The 15,939-nt window shown below is 69.8% G+C and carries 20 protein-coding genes; 10 read left to right on the forward strand and 10 right to left on the reverse strand.

Translation table 11 applies throughout. From position 1 onward, the window contains the following. The first annotated feature begins 141 nt into the window (after positions 1–141). Positions 142–504 carry a DUF952 domain-containing protein gene (locus ACFQS9_RS19805; protein ID WP_378407797.1) on the forward strand — a complete coding sequence of 121 codons (363 nt, stop codon included), beginning with the start codon at positions 142–144 and terminating at the stop codon, positions 502–504. On the opposite strand, the gene ACFQS9_RS19810 is transcribed toward ACFQS9_RS19805, so the two are convergent. Together ACFQS9_RS19810 and ACFQS9_RS19815 are read right to left on the reverse strand one after the other, a co-directional pair. Continuing rightward, complete coding sequence (locus tag ACFQS9_RS19810; RefSeq protein WP_378407799.1) at positions 499–1,140, reverse strand: response regulator; 642 nt, start codon at positions 1,138–1,140, stop codon at positions 499–501. The genes ACFQS9_RS19805 and ACFQS9_RS19810 overlap by 6 nt on opposite strands. Then, complete coding sequence (locus ACFQS9_RS19815; RefSeq protein WP_378407801.1) at positions 1,137–2,324, reverse strand: sensor histidine kinase; 1,188 nt, start codon at positions 2,322–2,324, stop codon at positions 1,137–1,139. Before ACFQS9_RS19815 ends, ACFQS9_RS19810 begins: the two co-directional genes overlap by 4 nt. 110 nt (positions 2,325–2,434) lie before the next feature. On the opposite strand from ACFQS9_RS19815, the gene ACFQS9_RS19820 reads away from it, so the two are divergent. The 3 genes from ACFQS9_RS19820 (at position 2,435) to ACFQS9_RS19830 (ending at position 5,031) form a co-directional block, all read left to right on the forward strand. Then, positions 2,435–3,133: a GAP family protein gene (locus ACFQS9_RS19820; RefSeq protein ID WP_378407803.1), complete on the forward strand. Its 699-nt coding sequence runs from the start codon at positions 2,435–2,437 to the stop codon at positions 3,131–3,133. 59 nt (positions 3,134–3,192) lie between these two features. Further along, positions 3,193–3,675, forward strand: coding sequence for a cation:proton antiporter regulatory subunit (locus ACFQS9_RS19825; protein WP_077041413.1), 483 nt, complete (start codon positions 3,193–3,195; stop codon positions 3,673–3,675). A gap of 144 nt (positions 3,676–3,819) precedes the next feature. Then, a complete protein-coding gene (locus ACFQS9_RS19830) occupies positions 3,820–5,031 on the forward strand; it encodes a cation:proton antiporter (protein ID WP_378407805.1) in 1,212 nt (403 codons plus the stop codon). Positions 5,032–5,046: 15 nt separating this feature from the next. Here the strand turns inward: ACFQS9_RS19830 and ACFQS9_RS19835 are convergent, their stop codons facing one another. The 3 genes from ACFQS9_RS19835 to ppgK form a co-directional block, all read right to left on the reverse strand. Next, on the reverse strand, positions 5,047–5,400 hold the full coding sequence (locus ACFQS9_RS19835; protein WP_378407807.1) for a hypothetical protein: 354 nt from the start codon (positions 5,398–5,400) through the stop codon (positions 5,047–5,049). 85 nt (positions 5,401–5,485) lie between these two features. Continuing rightward, positions 5,486–6,856, reverse strand: coding sequence for an RNA polymerase sigma factor (locus ACFQS9_RS19840; protein WP_378407809.1), 1,371 nt, complete (start codon positions 6,854–6,856; stop codon positions 5,486–5,488). A gap of 120 nt (positions 6,857–6,976) precedes the next feature. Continuing rightward, positions 6,977–7,738, reverse strand: coding sequence for a polyphosphate--glucose phosphotransferase (gene ppgK, locus ACFQS9_RS19845; RefSeq protein ID WP_378407811.1), 762 nt, complete (start codon positions 7,736–7,738; stop codon positions 6,977–6,979). A gap of 73 nt (positions 7,739–7,811) precedes the next feature. Between ppgK and ACFQS9_RS19850 the strand changes: the two genes are divergently transcribed. After that, complete coding sequence (locus ACFQS9_RS19850; protein ID WP_378407813.1) at positions 7,812–8,720, forward strand: inositol monophosphatase family protein; 909 nt, start codon at positions 7,812–7,814, stop codon at positions 8,718–8,720. Between the two features lie 4 nt (positions 8,721–8,724). On the opposite strand, the gene cei is transcribed toward ACFQS9_RS19850, so the two are convergent. Then, on the reverse strand, positions 8,725–9,417 hold the full coding sequence (gene cei, locus ACFQS9_RS19855) for an envelope integrity protein Cei (RefSeq protein WP_378407815.1): 693 nt from the start codon (positions 9,415–9,417) through the stop codon (positions 8,725–8,727). Between the two features lie 419 nt (positions 9,418–9,836). On the opposite strand from cei, the gene ACFQS9_RS19860 reads away from it, so the two are divergent. Next, positions 9,837–10,139 (forward strand): DUF4193 domain-containing protein, encoded by a 303-nt coding sequence (locus ACFQS9_RS19860; protein ID WP_027499550.1) that lies wholly within the window; start codon positions 9,837–9,839, stop codon positions 10,137–10,139. A 118-nt stretch (positions 10,140–10,257) separates the two neighbouring features. Here ACFQS9_RS19860 and ACFQS9_RS19865 read toward each other — a convergent pair whose 3' ends face one another. Beyond that, the gene (locus ACFQS9_RS19865; RefSeq protein WP_378408285.1) at positions 10,258–10,686 is read right to left on the reverse strand and encodes a DUF3093 domain-containing protein; all 429 of its coding nucleotides are present in this window, start codon (positions 10,684–10,686) and stop codon (positions 10,258–10,260) included. Between the two features lie 150 nt (positions 10,687–10,836). Here ACFQS9_RS19865 and dut point away from each other — a divergent pair, with 150 nt between their 5' ends. Together dut and ACFQS9_RS19875 are read left to right on the forward strand one after the other, a co-directional pair. Then, on the forward strand, positions 10,837–11,283 hold the full coding sequence (gene dut / locus ACFQS9_RS19870) for a dUTP diphosphatase (protein ID WP_378408287.1): 447 nt from the start codon (positions 10,837–10,839) through the stop codon (positions 11,281–11,283). Further along, the gene (locus ACFQS9_RS19875; RefSeq protein ID WP_378408289.1) at positions 11,283–12,137 is read left to right on the forward strand and encodes a DUF3710 domain-containing protein; all 855 of its coding nucleotides are present in this window, start codon (positions 11,283–11,285) and stop codon (positions 12,135–12,137) included. Before dut ends, ACFQS9_RS19875 begins: the two co-directional genes overlap by 1 nt. A gap of 17 nt (positions 12,138–12,154) precedes the next feature. On the opposite strand, the gene ACFQS9_RS19880 is transcribed toward ACFQS9_RS19875, so the two are convergent. After that, entirely contained in the window at positions 12,155–12,856 is a 702-nt protein-coding gene (locus ACFQS9_RS19880) for an alpha/beta fold hydrolase (protein ID WP_378407818.1), read from the reverse strand. 196 nt (positions 12,857–13,052) lie between these two features. Between ACFQS9_RS19880 and ACFQS9_RS19885 the strand changes: the two genes are divergently transcribed. Both ACFQS9_RS19885 and ACFQS9_RS19890 read left to right on the forward strand, forming a co-directional pair. Beyond that, positions 13,053–13,430: an OB-fold nucleic acid binding domain-containing protein gene (locus tag ACFQS9_RS19885; RefSeq protein WP_378407820.1), complete on the forward strand. Its 378-nt coding sequence runs from the start codon at positions 13,053–13,055 to the stop codon at positions 13,428–13,430. A 13-nt stretch (positions 13,431–13,443) separates the two neighbouring features. Further along, a complete protein-coding gene (locus tag ACFQS9_RS19890) occupies positions 13,444–14,151 on the forward strand; it encodes a DUF3159 domain-containing protein (protein WP_378407822.1) in 708 nt (235 codons plus the stop codon). 228 nt (positions 14,152–14,379) lie between these two features. Here ACFQS9_RS19890 and ACFQS9_RS19895 read toward each other — a convergent pair whose 3' ends face one another. Then, complete coding sequence (locus ACFQS9_RS19895; protein WP_378407824.1) at positions 14,380–15,042, reverse strand: potassium channel family protein; 663 nt, start codon at positions 15,040–15,042, stop codon at positions 14,380–14,382. 97 nt (positions 15,043–15,139) lie between these two features. Next, a complete protein-coding gene (locus ACFQS9_RS19900) occupies positions 15,140–15,805 on the reverse strand; it encodes a potassium channel family protein (RefSeq protein ID WP_378407825.1) in 666 nt (221 codons plus the stop codon). Between the last annotated feature and the right edge of the window lie 134 nt (positions 15,806–15,939).

Raw genomic sequence — 15,939 nt, forward strand, 5'->3', positions numbered from 1 at the left:
GGCGCGGTGAATCCACTCTGTCAGACGTTTGGGCTTCAGGAGTTGTTCCCGTCGGCGTTTCTTTGTGGTTTCACTAACAGGGAACATGGCCGCCGCGCGTGACGAAGATCACCCGCGAGGCGGCCCGGATAGCCTGCGGGGGTGACGAGTCCGGACATCCCCTTGGTACACATCTGCACCGCCGAACAGTGGCGGCAGGCGCAGCGCGCGGGGGAGCGGCTGCCGGAGACCTACGACGCGGACGGGTTCGTGCACCTGTCGACCACCGAACAGGTGCACCTGCCGGCGAACCGGCTCTTCGCCGGCCGCACCGACCTCGTGCTGCTGTATCTGGATCGGGAGCGGCTCGGCGCCGAGGTCCGCTGGGAGCCCGGCGTGCCGACGGACCCCGAGTCGATGCGGTTCCCGCACCTGTACGGGCCGCTGCCCACCGCGGCGGTCACCGGGGTGTGCGCCTACCTGCCCGGCCCGGACGGCGTGTTCGGGCGCCCGCAGCGATCATGACCCGGCCAGTTCCCTGGCGATGATCGCGGCCTGAACCCGCGAGCTGACACCGAGTTTGGTGAGGACCCGGGACACATGGGTCTTGACCGTGGTCTCCCCGATGAACAGGCGTCCGGCGATCTGCTGGTTCGTCAGGCCGTCACCGAGACAGTCGAGCACCTCCCGCTCGCGGTCGGTGAGTTCGCTGACCCCGGTGGGCTGCGGCGGTGGGGTCGGGCGTCCCGCCGCGAAGGCATCGATCAGCGTGCGGGTGACCTGGGGGGCGAGCACACCGTCCCCCGCGGCGACCGCGCGCACGGCCGCCGTCAGCTCCGCGGCCGTCGCCGACTTCAGCAGGAACCCGGCGGCGCCCGCCTGCAGCGCGCCGAAGACGTACTCGTCGATGTCGAACGTGGTCAGCACCAGCACGTGGGCCAGGCCGGCGGCGGTGATCTCCCGGGTGGCGGCGATGCCGTCCGTGCCGGGCATCCGGATGTCCATCAACACCACATCGGGACGCAACGCGCGGGCCTGGCGGAGCGCGACCTCGCCGTCGGCGGCCTCGCCGACGACCTCGATGTCGTCCGCCGACCCGAGGATCAGCGCCAGCCCGGATCGGATCGCGGCGTGGTCGTCGGCGACCACCACCCGGATCATGCGCCCGCCGGCGGACCGTCGACGGGCAGGGAGACCGCCACCCGCCAACCGTTCGGGGACGGTCCGGCGCTGAAATGCCCGCCGAGCAGTTCGGTGCGTTCGCGCATGTTCGTCAGCCCCGTCCGTTCACGAGGTGGATCCGATGGGAATCCTTGCGGCGGAAGCGGATTGCACACGGTCATCAGCAATCGGCCGGACCGGGCACGCAGGGTGAGCTCGACCGGACGTCCCGGTGCGTGCTTGATGGCATTGGTGAGGGCCTCCTGGGCGATCCGATAGGCGGTGTGGTCCACCGTGGTGGGGAGTTGGCCGGGCGGGAGGTCGTCGTGCACGGCGACCTCGGTGCCCGCGGCGTGCGCCGAGTCGATCAACTTGCCGAGCTGGCGGAGTCGGCCCGGTGCCGCGGCCTCGTCGGCGACCTCCGTGCGGAGCAGGCCGATCATCGAACGCATCTCCTCCAGCGCGTCGATACTGTTGCCGCGCACAGACTTCAGGATCCGGTACAGGGGATCGTCCGTCGCCGCGCCGGTGATGCCCAGAGCGGCCTCGGACTGGATGGCGATCGCGGACAGGTGGCCCGCGATGACGTCGTGCAGATCCCGGGCCATCCGGTTCCGCTCGTCCGCGACCGCGGCCTGCCGGTCCAGCGCGGCGATGGTGGTCAGCGCCTCGGCGCGGGCACGCTCGGCGTCGGCGACGTCCTTGTGCAGCCGCACCGCGCGACCCCACCAGAGCGGGGTCCCGACGAAGGCGAAGGCCGCGATCGTCCCGATGACCAGCGGCTGCCAACTCCTGGTGAGGATCAGCACCAGCGCCAGGCACCCGGTGGTGCCCACCGCCGCCACCGCGACCATGGCGCGGGACTGTCTGGCCGTGCCGTACAACGCGACCGCATAGACGAGGTCGGAGAAGACGAGCCAGATCGGCAGGGTGGGGCCGAGCGCGAAATCGATACCGAAGGGAATCGTGGCGAGCCAGATCGCCGCCACGGGACGGTCCCGCCGGAACACGGCGGCGCAGCAGATCGCGGCGAGGAGCGCGATTCGGATCGTGACCGGGGCCTCGCCGGACATCGGGGCGAGCGAGTACAGGCCGGTCGAGTAGAGCACCGCGCCGACGGCGAAGGCCGCGAGCGCGATCAGCGCACTCTGGGCGAGCGAGGGCAGGGCGGACCAGCGTTGCACGCCATCATCACAACACACCGGACGGGCCGGGCACGTCGTCCTAAAGGAGGACGTGCGGTCGAGCGGATGGGCGATGCGGCGCACCCGCAGCGGCGGTGACGATCGTCGGCATGGACATGGCACTCGTACTCGGGCTCGTCGCGCTGGCCCTGGTGGACAGCACCAGCCTGGGAACGCTCGTGATACCGCTGTGGCTGTTGCTGTCCCCCGAGCGGCCGCCGGTGCGCCGGATGGCCGCGTACCTGGGCGCGATCGCGGGCTTCTACCTGGCGGCCGGGGTGCTCGTGCTGCTGGCGGCGTCGACGGGGATCGCGGCGGCAGGGGCTGCGCTGCGCGGACCCGTCGCGCTGGGCCTGCAAATGGCGCTCGGCCTCGGGCTGTTCGCGGTCAGCTGGCGGTTCGACTCCAGGGTGAAGAGCGGCGGTGGGGGTGGACGGGTGACCCGATGGCGGACGAAGGTCCTGGGTGCGCAGGCGTCCGGTTCCGGGGTCGCGGTGCTGGCGGTGAGTGCGGGCGCCCTCGAGCTGGTCACGATGCTCCCGTACCTTGCGGCGATCGGGCTGATGGTCTCGAGCGGTCTGTCCCCGGCGGTGTCGGTGCCGCTGCTGGCCGGCTACTGCATCGTGATGGTGCTCCCCGCCGCCCTCCTGATCCTGGCCAGGACGGTGGCGCACGCGCGGATGGAGCCGTGGCTGGCGCGTGCGGACGGGTTCCTGTCCCGGCATGCCGACAGCGCACTGGGCTGGGTCCTCGGCATCGCCGGATTCCTGCTGGCCCGGGATGCCGCCGTGGAGCTCTTCTTCCGCTGAGCACGCGCCAATATCGTGTGGAACGGGACCGATGCCGCGCGCGGCGCTACCGTTGAGTCATGAACGTGGAAGTGACTCCCCTTCCCGGGATCGGCATCCGGAAGGATTTCGAGCTGTCGACCGGTAGGCGCATCGGCGTGGTCACCCATCGGGACGGCGGGACGGACCTGATCGTCTCGAAGAAGGACGACCCCGACGCCTGTGCCGCCTCGGTGCCGCTCACCGACGAGGAGGCCGCGGTGCTGGGCAATCTGCTCGGCGCGCCGCAGCTGGTGTCGCAGTTGCGTGAGGAACACCGCGACCTCCCGGGGATCAACACCAGGCAACTCCCGATCACCGAGGACTCGCCGTTCGACGGCCGGACCCTGGGTGAGACCGCGATGCGGACGCGCACCGGTGTCTCCGTGGTGGCGGTGATGCGGGCCGGCCAGGTGTACCCGTCGCCGAATCCGGACTTCAATCTCACCGAAGGCGACCTGCTGGTCGCGGTGGGGACCTCGGACGGGCTCGATGGTGCGGCCAAGATCCTGCACCACGGATGAGCTCCGGCGAAGACCATGACTCAGGGACGAGCAGCGGCGAAGACCATGACGCAGGGACGAGCAGCGGCGAAGACCATGACCCAGGGGCGAGCTCCGGCGACGACCGGGAGGTAGGGATGAGCTCCGGCAAGGAACCGGGGCGCCATGACTAGCACCGCGCTGGCGCTGATCCAGCTCGGCGCGGTCTTCTTCGCGTTGGGGGTCCTCGGCCGCCTCGCGGGCCGGATCGGGATGTCCCCGATCCCGCTGTATCTGGTCGGAGGCCTGTGCTTCGGCGAGGGTGGGTTCTTCACGCTCGACGGTATCGGCGACTTCGGGCACCTGGCCGGCGAGATCGGGGTGGTGCTGCTGCTCCTGCTGCTCGGCCTCGAATACACGGCGGACGAGCTGGTCACCGGTCTGCGCAAGTCGTGGATGGCGGGCGCGATGGACATCGTGCTCAACGCGGCGCCCGGCGCGATCGTCGCGTTCATGCTCGGGTGGGGTCCGGTCGGCGCTCTCGTGATGGGCGGAGTCACGTACATCTCGTCCTCCGGCATCATCGCGAAGGTGCTGAGCGACCTCGGGCGCCTCGGTAACCGCGAAACCCCGGTCGTGCTGTCGATCCTGGTGTTCGAGGACCTGACCATGGCGATCTACCTGCCGATCCTGACGGCGATCCTGGCAGGCGTCGGGTTCTTCGGGGGCCTGCAGGCCCTCGCGATCTCGCTGTGCGTGGTGACCCTGGTGCTGGTGATCGCCCTGCGGTACGGCCACTACGTGTCGGCGATCGTCGACAGCAAGGACAAGGAGGTGTTCCTCCTCAAGCTGCTGGGGGCCGCGCTCCTGGTCGCCGGGATCGCCTCGGCGATGCAGGTGTCGGCGGCGGTGGGGGCGTTCCTCCTCGGTATCGCGATCTCCGGGTCGACCGCCCGCAACGCCGCGAAGGTGCTCGAGCCGCTGCGGGACCTGTTCGCGGCCACCTTCTTCGTGGTGTTCGGCTTGAACACCGATCCGGGCACCATTCCTCCGGTCCTCGGCTGGGCGGTCCTGCTGGCCCTGGCGACGACCGCGACGAAGGTCGTCACGGGATGGTGGGCCGCCCGCAGGCAGGGCGTCGCGGTGATGGGCCGGGCGCGGGCAGGCGCCGCGCTCGTCGCCCGCGGCGAGTTCTCGATCGTCATCGCCGGTCTCGCTGTGGCGGCCGGCGCGGTCGAGGGCGAGCTCGCGGCGCTGGCCACGGCCTACGTGCTGTTGATGGCGATCCTCGGCCCGGTGGCGGCTCGGGTGGTCGAGCCGCTGGTCGGTGCCCTGCGGCGCCCGCAGAAGCCGTCAGGGGGGCAGGCGCAGGCGAGCGATCCCTACCTCACGACGTGACGGGGTCGGCCGCGGTCACCGCTTGTGCCGCGCGCTGCGGAACCTCTCGACGACATCGGACACGTTCGCGACCTCGTCCGCGCAGCACGGGCAGCGCAGCGTCACCGTGCCGTCGAGCGTCTCGACCCAGTGCGGCTCGGTCCCGTCGCCGGGTACGAACAGATACCGGCCGATGCCGAGTTCGGGGTTGTAGAGGTTGTGGAAGATCTGCAGCCGCAGTGTGCCCTGCGCGCAGCGATCCTTGGCCACCGTGAGCGCACGCAGCACCCGATCGGGCAGTGCCATGATGCGGTCGGCGATCTCCCGCGTGTCGCCGAACACCACCGTGTGCTCGTGGTCGTGCCGCCGGTCGCGCTGTTCGGTCGTCATCTCGGATCACCTCCGGATAAGGCAACGACCCCCCGTCGCCGTACGCCGGCGATGGGGGGTCGTCATTGCTCTCATGTCGGAGCTTCTAGTCCAGGTAGTCGCGCAGCACCTGGGAGCGGGACGGGTGGCGCAGCTTCGACATCGTCTTCGATTCGATCTGACGGATCCGCTCACGCGTGACGCCGTACACCTGCCCGATCTCGTCGAGGGTGCGCGGCTGGCCGTCGGTCAGGCCGAAGCGCAGCCGAACCACGCCCGCCTCGCGCTCGGACAGCGTCTCCAGCACGGACTGCAGCTGGTCCTGCAGCAGGGTGAACGACACCGCGTCCACGGCCACCACGGCCTCGGAGTCCTCGATGAAGTCGCCGAGCTGGCTGTCGCCCTCGTCGCCGATCGTCTGGTCGAGCGAGATGGGCTCACGCGCGTACTGCTGGATCTCCAGCACCTTCTCCGGCGTGATGTCCATCTCCTTGGCGAGCTCTTCCGGGGTGGGCTCGCGGCCCAGGTCCTGGAGCAGCTCACGCTGGATGCGGCCGAGCTTGTTGATGACCTCGACCATGTGCACGGGGATACGGATGGTGCGGGCCTGGTCGGCCATCGCGCGGGTGATGGCCTGGCGGATCCACCAGGTGGCGTAGGTGGAGAACTTGTAGCCCTTGGTGTAGTCGAACTTCTCGACGGCGCGGATCAGGCCGAGGTTGCCCTCCTGGATCAGGTCCAGGAACGCCATGCCGCGACCGGTGTAACGCTTGGCCAGCGAGACGACCAGTCGGAGGTTGGCCTCGAGGAGGTGGTTCTTCGCCCGGTTGCCGTCCCGGCAGATCCAGTTCATGTCGCGGCGCTGCGCGACGGGGAGCTTCTCGCCCTTCTCGGCGTGCTCGGCCATCAGCTGGGTGGCGTACAGGCCCGCCTCGATGCGCTTGGCCAGCTCGACCTCTTCCTCGGCGTTGAGGAGGGCGACCTTGCCGATCTGCTTGAGGTAGGCGCGGACCGAGTCCGCGGAGGCGGTGAGCTCGGCGTCCTTGCGGGCCTGTCGGAGCGCCTCGGACTCTTCCTCGTCCCAGACGAAGTCCCCGGAGGCCTTGTCCTTGTCGGACGGCTCGGCGGTCTCTTCCTCGTCCTCGCCGACGGCGACGACCTCGACCACCTCGTCGACGGCCAGGTCACCCTCGGGTACCTCGAGATCGGCCATGTCGGCGTCGTCGGGTGCGTCCTCGAGGTCGACGCCGGGATCGGCCTTGCTGGTCGCCTTCTTGGCAGGCGACTTCTTCGCTGCGGCCTTCTTGGCGGGAGCCTTGGCGGCGGCCTTCTTGGCAGGGGCCTTCTTCGCTGCGGCCTTCTTGGCGGGAGCCTTCTTTGCCGCGGCCTTCTTCGCGGGGGCGGTGCCGTTGGTCGCCGCGGCGGACGCCGATTCGGTGCTCGGTTCGGCGGTCTGACTTGTATCGGAGGCGGCCACGTACGCCCTTTCGTGACGGTGTCGTGCGGCGTCACGCCAGAGGGGATTTCCGGCGGAGAGGTCAGTTGGGTTCGGCCGGCTTCGAGCCGGACGTCTCCATTGTAACTATCGCCACGGGTGTTACGACGCGATGCTGGTCTGCGCGGCGAGTGCGGCGCCCACGATGCCCGCTGTGTTCAGCAGTGCGGCGGGTACGACGGGGGTGCGATTGGTCAGCAGCGGGATCCATTTCTCGCTCTTGCGGCTGATGCCCCCGCCCGCGATGAACAGGTCGGGCCACAGCAGGTCCTCGAACCTGGTCAACACCCGCGAGACCTCCGCCGACCAGTGCTTGTAGGACAGGCCCTTGTTCTCCTTCACCGAGGATGCGGCTCGGTGTTCGGCCTCCTTGCCGTCGACCTCCATGTGCCCGAACTCGGTGTTGGGCAGCAGCACGCCCCGGTGCAGGATCGCGGACCCGATCCCGGTGCCGAACGTCAGCAGGATGACCACGCCGTCGACATCTTTGCCCGCGCCGTAGGTGTCCTCCGCGATGCCCGCCGCGTCGGCGTCGTTGAGCACCGTCACGGGGCGTCCGCCGAGCGCCTGGCCGAACAGGGCCGCCGCGTCGGTGCCGATCCAGGACTTGTCGATGTTGGCCGCCGTCCTGGCGACCCCGCCGGTGACCACGGCGGGCAGCGTGAGGCCGACCGCGCCGTCCCACCCGGCCCGCGCGACGATCTCCGCCACGGTGCCCGCGATGGCCTCGGGAGTGGACGGCCGCGGGGTCTCGATCTTGATCCGGTCACCGATGAGTGCACCGGAGTCCAGATCGACCAGACCGCCCTTGACGCCGCTCCCGCCGACGTCGATGCCGAACCCTCGCCTGGTCGATTCAGTCATGCGGCAACCCTAATCGGCTCGGCGAACTCCGGCGCGGAAGTCGGGTGATGAGGCACCATGGGGCGTGCCTTCTATGCAGTCCCATGCTCCTGTCCCGACAAGGTCCGATTCCGGCTCAGCCGGTGGTCCGGACGATCCGCGCGCGCTGCGCGACGTGGCGGTCCGGGTGGCCGTCACCGCCGCCAGGCACGTGCGTGCCCGCCGTCCCGAGGTGTTCGCGGTGACCGGCGTCCTCGCAGAGGACAGCTCGGTCGCCACCAAGAGCCACCCCACCGATCCCGTGACCGTCGTGGACACCGAGACCGAGGAACTGATCCGCGGACTGCTGGCCGGCCTGCGACCGGACGACGCCATTCTCGGCGAGGAGGGCGGGGGAGAGGCGGAGGAGATCAAGGGCGTGCGCTGGGTGCTCGACCCCATCGACGGCACGGTGAACTTCCTCTACGGCATCCCGGCCTTCGCGGTGTCGGTCGCCGCACAGGTCGACGGTGTCTCGGTGGCGGGGGCGGTGGTGGACGTGCCTGCGGACGCGGTGTACTCCGCGGCGCTGGGGCACGGTGCGACCCTGGTCGAGGCCGACGGCACCGAGCACACGTTGCGGTGCAACCCGGTGACCGAGGTCTCGGTGGCGCTGCTCGCGACGGGGTTCGGCTACGGACGGGCCCGCAGGCAGGCGCAGGGCGCGCTGATCGGTCGGGTGCTGCCGCAGGTCCGCGACATCCGCCGGGTCGGCTCCGCGGCCCTCGACCTGTGCATGGTCGCCTCGGGGCGCGTCGACGCACATTTCGAGCACGGGCTCAGCCCGTGGGACTGGGCGGCGGGATCGCTGATCGCCAGCGAGGCGGGTGCCCGGGTCCGCACCCCCGCGCCGCACACGATGAGCGCAGCGGGCGAGGTCGTGGTCGCGGCGGCGCCCGGGATCGCGGCCGAACTGGACGCGGTGTTCGCGGAGGCCGGGGTGTTCGACCCGATTCCGGACTGAAGGGTCAGCAGCGAGCGGTACGTGCGGCCTTGAGGAGGCTGATGTCCACCGGTGCGGCCGCCGCGCCACCCGGTGCGGGCTCCTTGAGTGCGGCCAGCACCTCCTCGGCGTCGGTGTTGGGTCGGAGTTCGCTGAAGTAGGTGCCCAACGCGAGGTCGACGGTGTCGTCCGGCCGTCCGTCTTCGATCAGCTCCGCGCACGGCGAGACCAGCCAGAGAGCGCTGGCGGCGGCGAGACCGTTGGAGCCGAACCGGATCTGGCCGTGGCACTGCATGTTCTGGTCGATGTAGACCGGGTCGTTGCCGACCTGGACGTCGGGCGCGCTGGCGTAGCCGTACTCGCTGAGTTGGGCCGCCACCTGCGCGGCCTGCCCCCGTTCGCCATTGGCATTGAAGACGCGAACCCGGGTCGCCGCGAGGGTGGCCGGTTCCACGTCCAGCAGCGTGGTCGGATCCATCTTGTCGCCGAGGGGCTGCGGGGCGGGGGCGTTCGGGTCGACGGGCTGGGCGGCGGTTTGCGGGAGGTTGCACGTCACCGCGGCGGAGACGTCCTCGTCCTTGGTGAGGATGCGAACCCACAGCACGGCGCCGAGCAGGGCGAGGATGCTGATCATCACGACGACGGGCATGATCCGCCGCTTGCGGAACGGACGGCCCTGCTCGTCGGTGGAGTGACCCTGTGTGATCAGTGAAACCACGATTCGTCCCGACCTCTCCGGTGCGCCCGCTGATCGGCGCCACAGTGGCGCCGGTGCGCACTCACTCTAGAGTGCGGCGCCCGGAGAGTCGTCGACGCGGTCGCGGCTCGGAATGTCGCGGAAATGTCACGGTCTGTCGACTGTTTGTGTCGATTCTCAGACAGTTTCCGACCCGTGGTGAATGGCGGGCGACATTTCCCCGGAGTTCGGCTATTGTCTGGCGGCCGCAGTCGTACACGACGGGGGTTTCGAGGACCGGACGGAAGGGCCAAATGTGGTGCAGATCATATTTCCTGCGCTAACTTCCGGGCACTATTCGGCGCCCCCGAGCGTTATGCAGCCACACGGGTGATTCGTGTTTTCGGCTGTGGTGTGTGGCCGGGGGAATCGATGACGAGAGAAGACGAGGGGAAGACGAGATGGCAACCGATTACGACGCACCGAGGCGTTCGGAATCCGACGAGGTGTCGGAGGATTCGCTCGAAGAGTTGAAGGCCCGGCGTAACGAGGCGCAGTCCGCGGTCGTCGATGTCGACGAGTCGGACACCGCGGAGTCGTTCGAGCTGCCCGGTGCCGATCTGTCCGGTGAGGAACTGTCGGTCCGGGTCGTGCCGAAGCAGGCCGATGAGTTCACGTGTTCGAGCTGCTTCCTGGTGCATCACCGGAGCAGGCTCGCGAGCGACGCCGGCGGCGTGCTGATCTGCATGGACTGTGCAGCCTGACGCTACTTCGGTAGCAGTCCGACCGGGACACCTGGTGTCCCGGCCTGGAGATGGGAAGTCGTGCCCGGCCTGTTCGCAGGCCGGGCACAGTGGTGTCCGGGGGTGGTCGGGCGGCGCGCTAGGGCGTGAGCAGGGCCGCCAGCTCGGCGGGCCTGCGGGTGCTGACCAGCCAGTACGGCGTCGGGTCCTCCGGGTCGTCGAGAACGATCAGGACCATCGTCTTGATCCAGGTGCGGTGCTGTACGAACGCGGCCGGGTCGAGCTGGCGGCCGAGCGCCGCCGACTTGGCGGTGGCGGGCACCACCGCGACGCGGGAGATCACGTCCAGCGGCAGCTTCGCCCGGCCGACGCGCAGCTCGCCGCGGCCGACCCCGCCCACGACCTCGACCCGCAGTCGGCTCAGCCACATCAGCACCCACACCGGGAACGGCAGCAGCAGCACGTACGGCAGCCAGGCCAGCAGGCCCGGGTTCCCCATGTGCACCTCTGCGGCGAGCAGACCGGCGACGGCCAGGCCGGCGGCCCACCACCACAGCGGTACCCACAGGCGTTCGGTGTAGAACGGCGCGGCGTGGTCGGTCTTGCCGCCGGTGCCGGCGGTCGGGGCAGGTTGAGGGTTCTCGGGCACGCATCCAGAGTAGTCTCGGTGCGCGTGAGCGATCTTCCAGCCATCGAGCTGCTGCGCCTTGATCCCGACATGCCGGTCCCGCGGCGAGCCCACGAGGGCGACGCGGGCGTCGATCTCTGTTCCACGGTCGACGTCACCATCGAGCCAGGGGAACGGACCCTGGTGGGTACCGGAATCGCCGTTGCGCTCCCGGTCGGCACCGTGGGGCTGATCCACCCGAGGTCCGGTCTGGCGGCGAAAGCCGGCCTGTCCGTGGTGAACACGCCCGGGACGGTCGATGCGGGCTACCGAGGTGAGATCAAGGTCTGCCTGATCAATCACGATCCGCGCACACCGATCGCGATCAGCCGCGGTGACCGGATCGCTCAGCTGTTGGTGCAGCGGGTGGAGTTGGTGTCCTTCGTGGAGGTCGACTCGCTCGACGAGACGGCGCGCGGCGCGGGTGGATACGGATCCAGTGGTGGTCATGCCAGCCTGCATGCGGTGCCGGCACTGCCCGAGGAAGGGGCACGATGATTTTCGGACGTAAGAAGAAGGCCGCCGACGAGGACCTCGACCAGTTCGAGGAATTCCACGACGACGTCGACGCACAGGCCGAGGTCGACGAGTTCGAGGTCGAGGTGCGGCCCGAGGGCGGGCCGTACGACCTGGCCGAACTCGACGACCCCGAGGGGGCGGCGCAATCCCGGCTGGACCTCGGATCGGTGCAGGTCCCGTTGCCCGAGGGCGGTCAGATCCAGGTGGAGATGGCCCCGGACGGCACCCCGCAGGCGGTGCACCTGGTCACCGAGCACGGGCGGATCACGATCGCGGCGTATGCCGCGCCGAAGTCGCCCGGGCAGTGGCGCGAGGTCGCGGGAGACCTGGCCGAGTCGCTGCGCGCCGACGCGGCGGAGATCAGCGTGCAGAGCGGTCCGTGGGGTCGGGAGCTGCACGCCGTCACCCCGAACGCCGACCTGCGCTTCATCGGCGTCGACGGACCGCGCTGGATGATCCGGTGTGTGGTGGCCGGACCGGTCGGTTCGGCAGGACTAGGGGAGCCACTGACCGCGATCGCCAGGGAGATCCTCGCCGGCACCGTGGTCAACCGCGGCGCCGAGCCGTATCCCGTCCGGACCCCGCTCCCGGTGGTGCTCCCGCAGATGCTCGCCGAGCAGCTGATCGCTGCCCAGCAGCAGCAGATGCAGGCCCAGCAGCAGGCCACGCAGGCCCAGCAGGCGGTCGAGATCCAGGAGGCGGCAGCCGCTCAGGCCGCCGCTCAGGCCGCTGCCGCCGCCGAGGCGGCCGCGGCCGAGGCCCAGAACCACGCCGTGCCGCCGGAGGAGCGTCCGGGTGGATCCGGGTCGGCGATGCAGCAGTTGCGGCGCTGACCCGGTCACGCGGCTGATCAGGGAGACGTCAGGGCGGTCAGACACGACCGGCCGAGGATTCCCGGGTCGGCCCCGATCTCGTCGAGGGTGACGGTGCTCAACGTGGCCGACGGGAGCACCGCCACCCATCGCCGGGCGACGGCGATCGGGTGCACCGGGTCGTCCGTGGCCGCACAGATACCCACGGGCACCGTGATCCGGGCGAGATGTTCCTCGACGAGGCCGTGGTAGGCGGCGGCCTCTTCCAGGGCCTCGGGCAGGTGCGGCCACTGCGATCGCCAGGACCGCTCGAGCTCACCGCCGAGCCACGCCGGGCTGGTCTCGATCATCGCGCTGGTCACCGCGTCGAGGCCGTCCGCGCGGAGCATGCGTGCGGTCAACGTGGCGCTCAGCGCGGCGGGGGCGTCCGCGGGATCGCCGATCCAGGCGGGTAGCGCCGCGAGCACCCCCGCGGCGCGGAACTCGTTGCGAGCGGCCCACTGCGCCGCCACCGCGGCACCGATCGACACGCCGCCGACGAGGATCCGTCCGTGCCGGTCCGCCGCCGCGTCGAGCGCCTCGTGGTAGCTCTCGACCACTCGCCGGGGATCCGGTTCGACGGCGATGGTCTCCACTCCGACCTGCGTCAACGCACCGGAGAACGCCCGCTCGGCGAAGTGGGCGTCGGATCCGGTTCCCGGCAGTACCACCGCCGCTGTCGGCCATGTGAACTCGTGCATCGGTCGATGGTCGCACCGAGGGTGAGTGCGGGTGCCGTGCGGGTGCCGTCGGGGCCCGGATCGGGGGATTCGCCCGGTGGCCGGGACACTCCTCACGGTGGTGTGGTTACCGGTTGTCGATGGGTCTACAGTGGCGGTCACACCAGACCTACAAGCGGGGCGAACAGACGCACCGCACCTGCTCCAGGAGCGCGCTATGGCACTCGCGGCCACAGGCTATTTCCGCCGGCTCACCCGCCGGCTCACCGAGGACCTCGATCAACTCGATGCCGAGGCAATGGTGGAATCGTCGCAGGCGTCGGGCGCGCAGCGCGCCTGCGACTGCAGCCGCGGCGAGGAGGTCACCATGCTCGGGCGGCTTCGCAGCGTCGAGGCGTGTCCCAAGGCCTCGACCGCAAGCATGGAGGCCGAGTTCTTCGACGGAACCGAGGCAGTGACCCTGGTATGGATCGGCAGGCGCCGCATCGCGGGGATCGAACCGGGCAAGACATTGCTCGTGCGCGGACGCGTCGGCGAACGCAACGGCCAGAAGGTGATCTACAACCCGTACTACGAGCTACGAGGCGATTCGTAGTCATCGCACCCACATGTGGCAGTCTCGTCGGGTGACCGACAGGCAGCAGCAGCAGTCCATCCTCGAACAGCTCGGCGGCGTCAGTGGGCTGGTCTATTCGACCCTGCCGATCCTGGTCTTCGTCCCGATCAACAGCCTCTGGGGCCTGACGGCAGCCATCTGGGCGGCGCTCGGTGTCGCGGCCGCGGTCCTGGTGTGGCGGGTGATCGCCAAGGGGGCGATCCAACCCGCGATCTCGGGCTTCCTGGGTGTCGGGGTGTGCGCGTTCATCGCCTACCGGACCGGAGACGCCAAGGGCTACTTCCTGTTCGGGATCTACACGAGTCTCGCCTACGCCGCGGTGTTCCTGCTCTCGATCGTGGTCCGGTGGCCGCTGGTCGGCGTCCTGTGGGGCTTCCTCAACGGCCACGGCAACTCGTGGCGGGGCAGCCGGGCCGCAGTCCGCGCGTACGACCTCGCCACCGCGGCGTGGGCACTGGTCTTCGGCGCCCGGTACCTGGTCCAGTCGCAGCTCTACGACACCGACCACACCGGGTGGCTCGCGGTCTCGCGCGTCGCGATGGGCTGGCCGCTGACCGCGCTCGTCCTGGTTGCGACGGTCTGGTTGGTACGGCGTGCCGACCGGGCGGCCGAGGCCGAGGTCGAGGCAGAAATCGAGACCCCGGTGGAGGCGGACGACCAGGGCGCCGAGCCGAATGGTGCGGGGGACGAGCGTTCCTAGCGAACGCCCCCCGGCGTCCACGCAATGGATGCGGCAATTGTCGTGTTCGCGGCGTGCCGACTGTGACGTTCCGCACGCGCCCGAATTCGCCTCAGCCGAATTCGGGGGAGTCTGGATTGGGCGTGCGACCAATTGTCCGGAATCGGACAATTGGTCTCCACATTCAGTTACGTGACAATTCGGAATGGCGACGGTGGCGTGCCGTAGCGGTCCGCCACCGTCTCCGCGTCAGCGTTTGACGCCGACGGCCGTTCGGAGTTCGTCCTCGACCTCGACGGAGGCGACGAAGAGCAGCTCGTCGCCGGCCTCGATCGGGTCGTCCTGCTGCGGGACGATCACACGACCGCCGCGCAGGATGGTCACCAGGGCGGCGTCGCGCGGGAGCTGGATCTTGCGGACCGGCTTCCCGGCCAGCTCGGTGTCCGCGGGCAGGGTGATCTCCACCAGGTTCGCCTGACCCTGCCGGAAGGTCATCAGGCGGACGAGATCGCCCACCGAGACCGCCTCCTCGACGAGCGAGGCGAGCATGCGGGGGGTGGACACGGCGACGTCCACGCCCCAGGAGTCGTCGAAGAGCCACTCGTTGCGGGGGTCGTTCACGCGGGCGACCACGCGCCGGACGCCGAACTCAGTCTTGGCCAGGAGGCTGACCACGATGTTGACCTTGTCATCGCCGGTGGCGGCGATGACGACGTCGTAGGACTCGAGCTCAGCGGACTCCAGCAGGGCCAGCTCGCAGGCATCGGCGTGCACCCACACCGCATCGGGGATCGCCTCGGGGTCGACGTGCTCGAGGTTTCGCTCGAGCAGCATCACGTGGTGGTCGCCCCGGATCAGCTCGCGGGCGATCGATCGGCCGACCGCGCCTGCTCCTGCGATTGCGACTCTCATCGGGTCCATCCGTTCGGGTCAGTGATCGATTCGTGCGCCGCGGTCGGCGACACCTGCGGGAAAGGGCTCATCCGGAGTCCGTGCGGGACGGGACTCATCAGGAGTCCGCGGGCGGCGGCGTGGCGGCCAGTGCCACCGCCTCGGCGACCGTCCCGGAGACCGCGGCGACGTACACCTGGTCGTCGGCCTGGATGACCGTGCGGCGGTCGGGGAGCACCCCGGTGCCGAACCGGATGAGGAACGCGACCCTGGAGCCGGTGTGCTCCTCGAGCTCGGTGACCTGGTGACCGACCCAGTCCTCGTGCAGATCGAGCTCCGCGACCGCGACGGTGCCGGAGGGATCGCGCCACTTGGTGGTGTGGCTCTCGCGCGTGAGGTGGTGCAGGAATCGGTCGGTGGTCCACGGCACGGTGGCGACGGTCGGAATGCCGAGGCGTTCGTACACGGCCGCGCGCTTGGCATCGTAGATCCGGGCGACGACCCGGCTCACGCCGAAGTTCTCCCTGGCCACCCGGGCGGAGATGATGTTCGAGTTGTCGCCGGACGAGACCGCGGCGAATGCCTCGGCCCGTTCGATGCCCGCCTTGAGCAGGACATCGCGGTCGAAACCCATTCCCACCACGCGATGTCCGGTGAATCCGGGGTCGAGGCGGCGGAACGCGTCGGGATCCCGGTCGATGATCGCGACCTCGTGGCCGATCCGGTTCAGCCCGGCCGCAAGGGCCGATCCGACCCGGCCGCACCCCATCACGACTACATACACCGTTGGCCTCCGCTCGTCGGCTTTCCGACGCTCTGCTGCGGTCGCCGCGGCGGCGGCAACCATCCGATTCGAACGGTACCGTCCCCGGTTCGGTGGCGTCCGCGCACATCGAGTTTTGGCGAAGTGGGTAGCGG

The sequence above is a fragment of the Rhodococcus daqingensis genome (assembly GCF_042665615.1).
Classification (GTDB): domain Bacteria; phylum Actinomycetota; class Actinomycetes; order Mycobacteriales; family Mycobacteriaceae; genus Rhodococcus_G; species Rhodococcus_G daqingensis.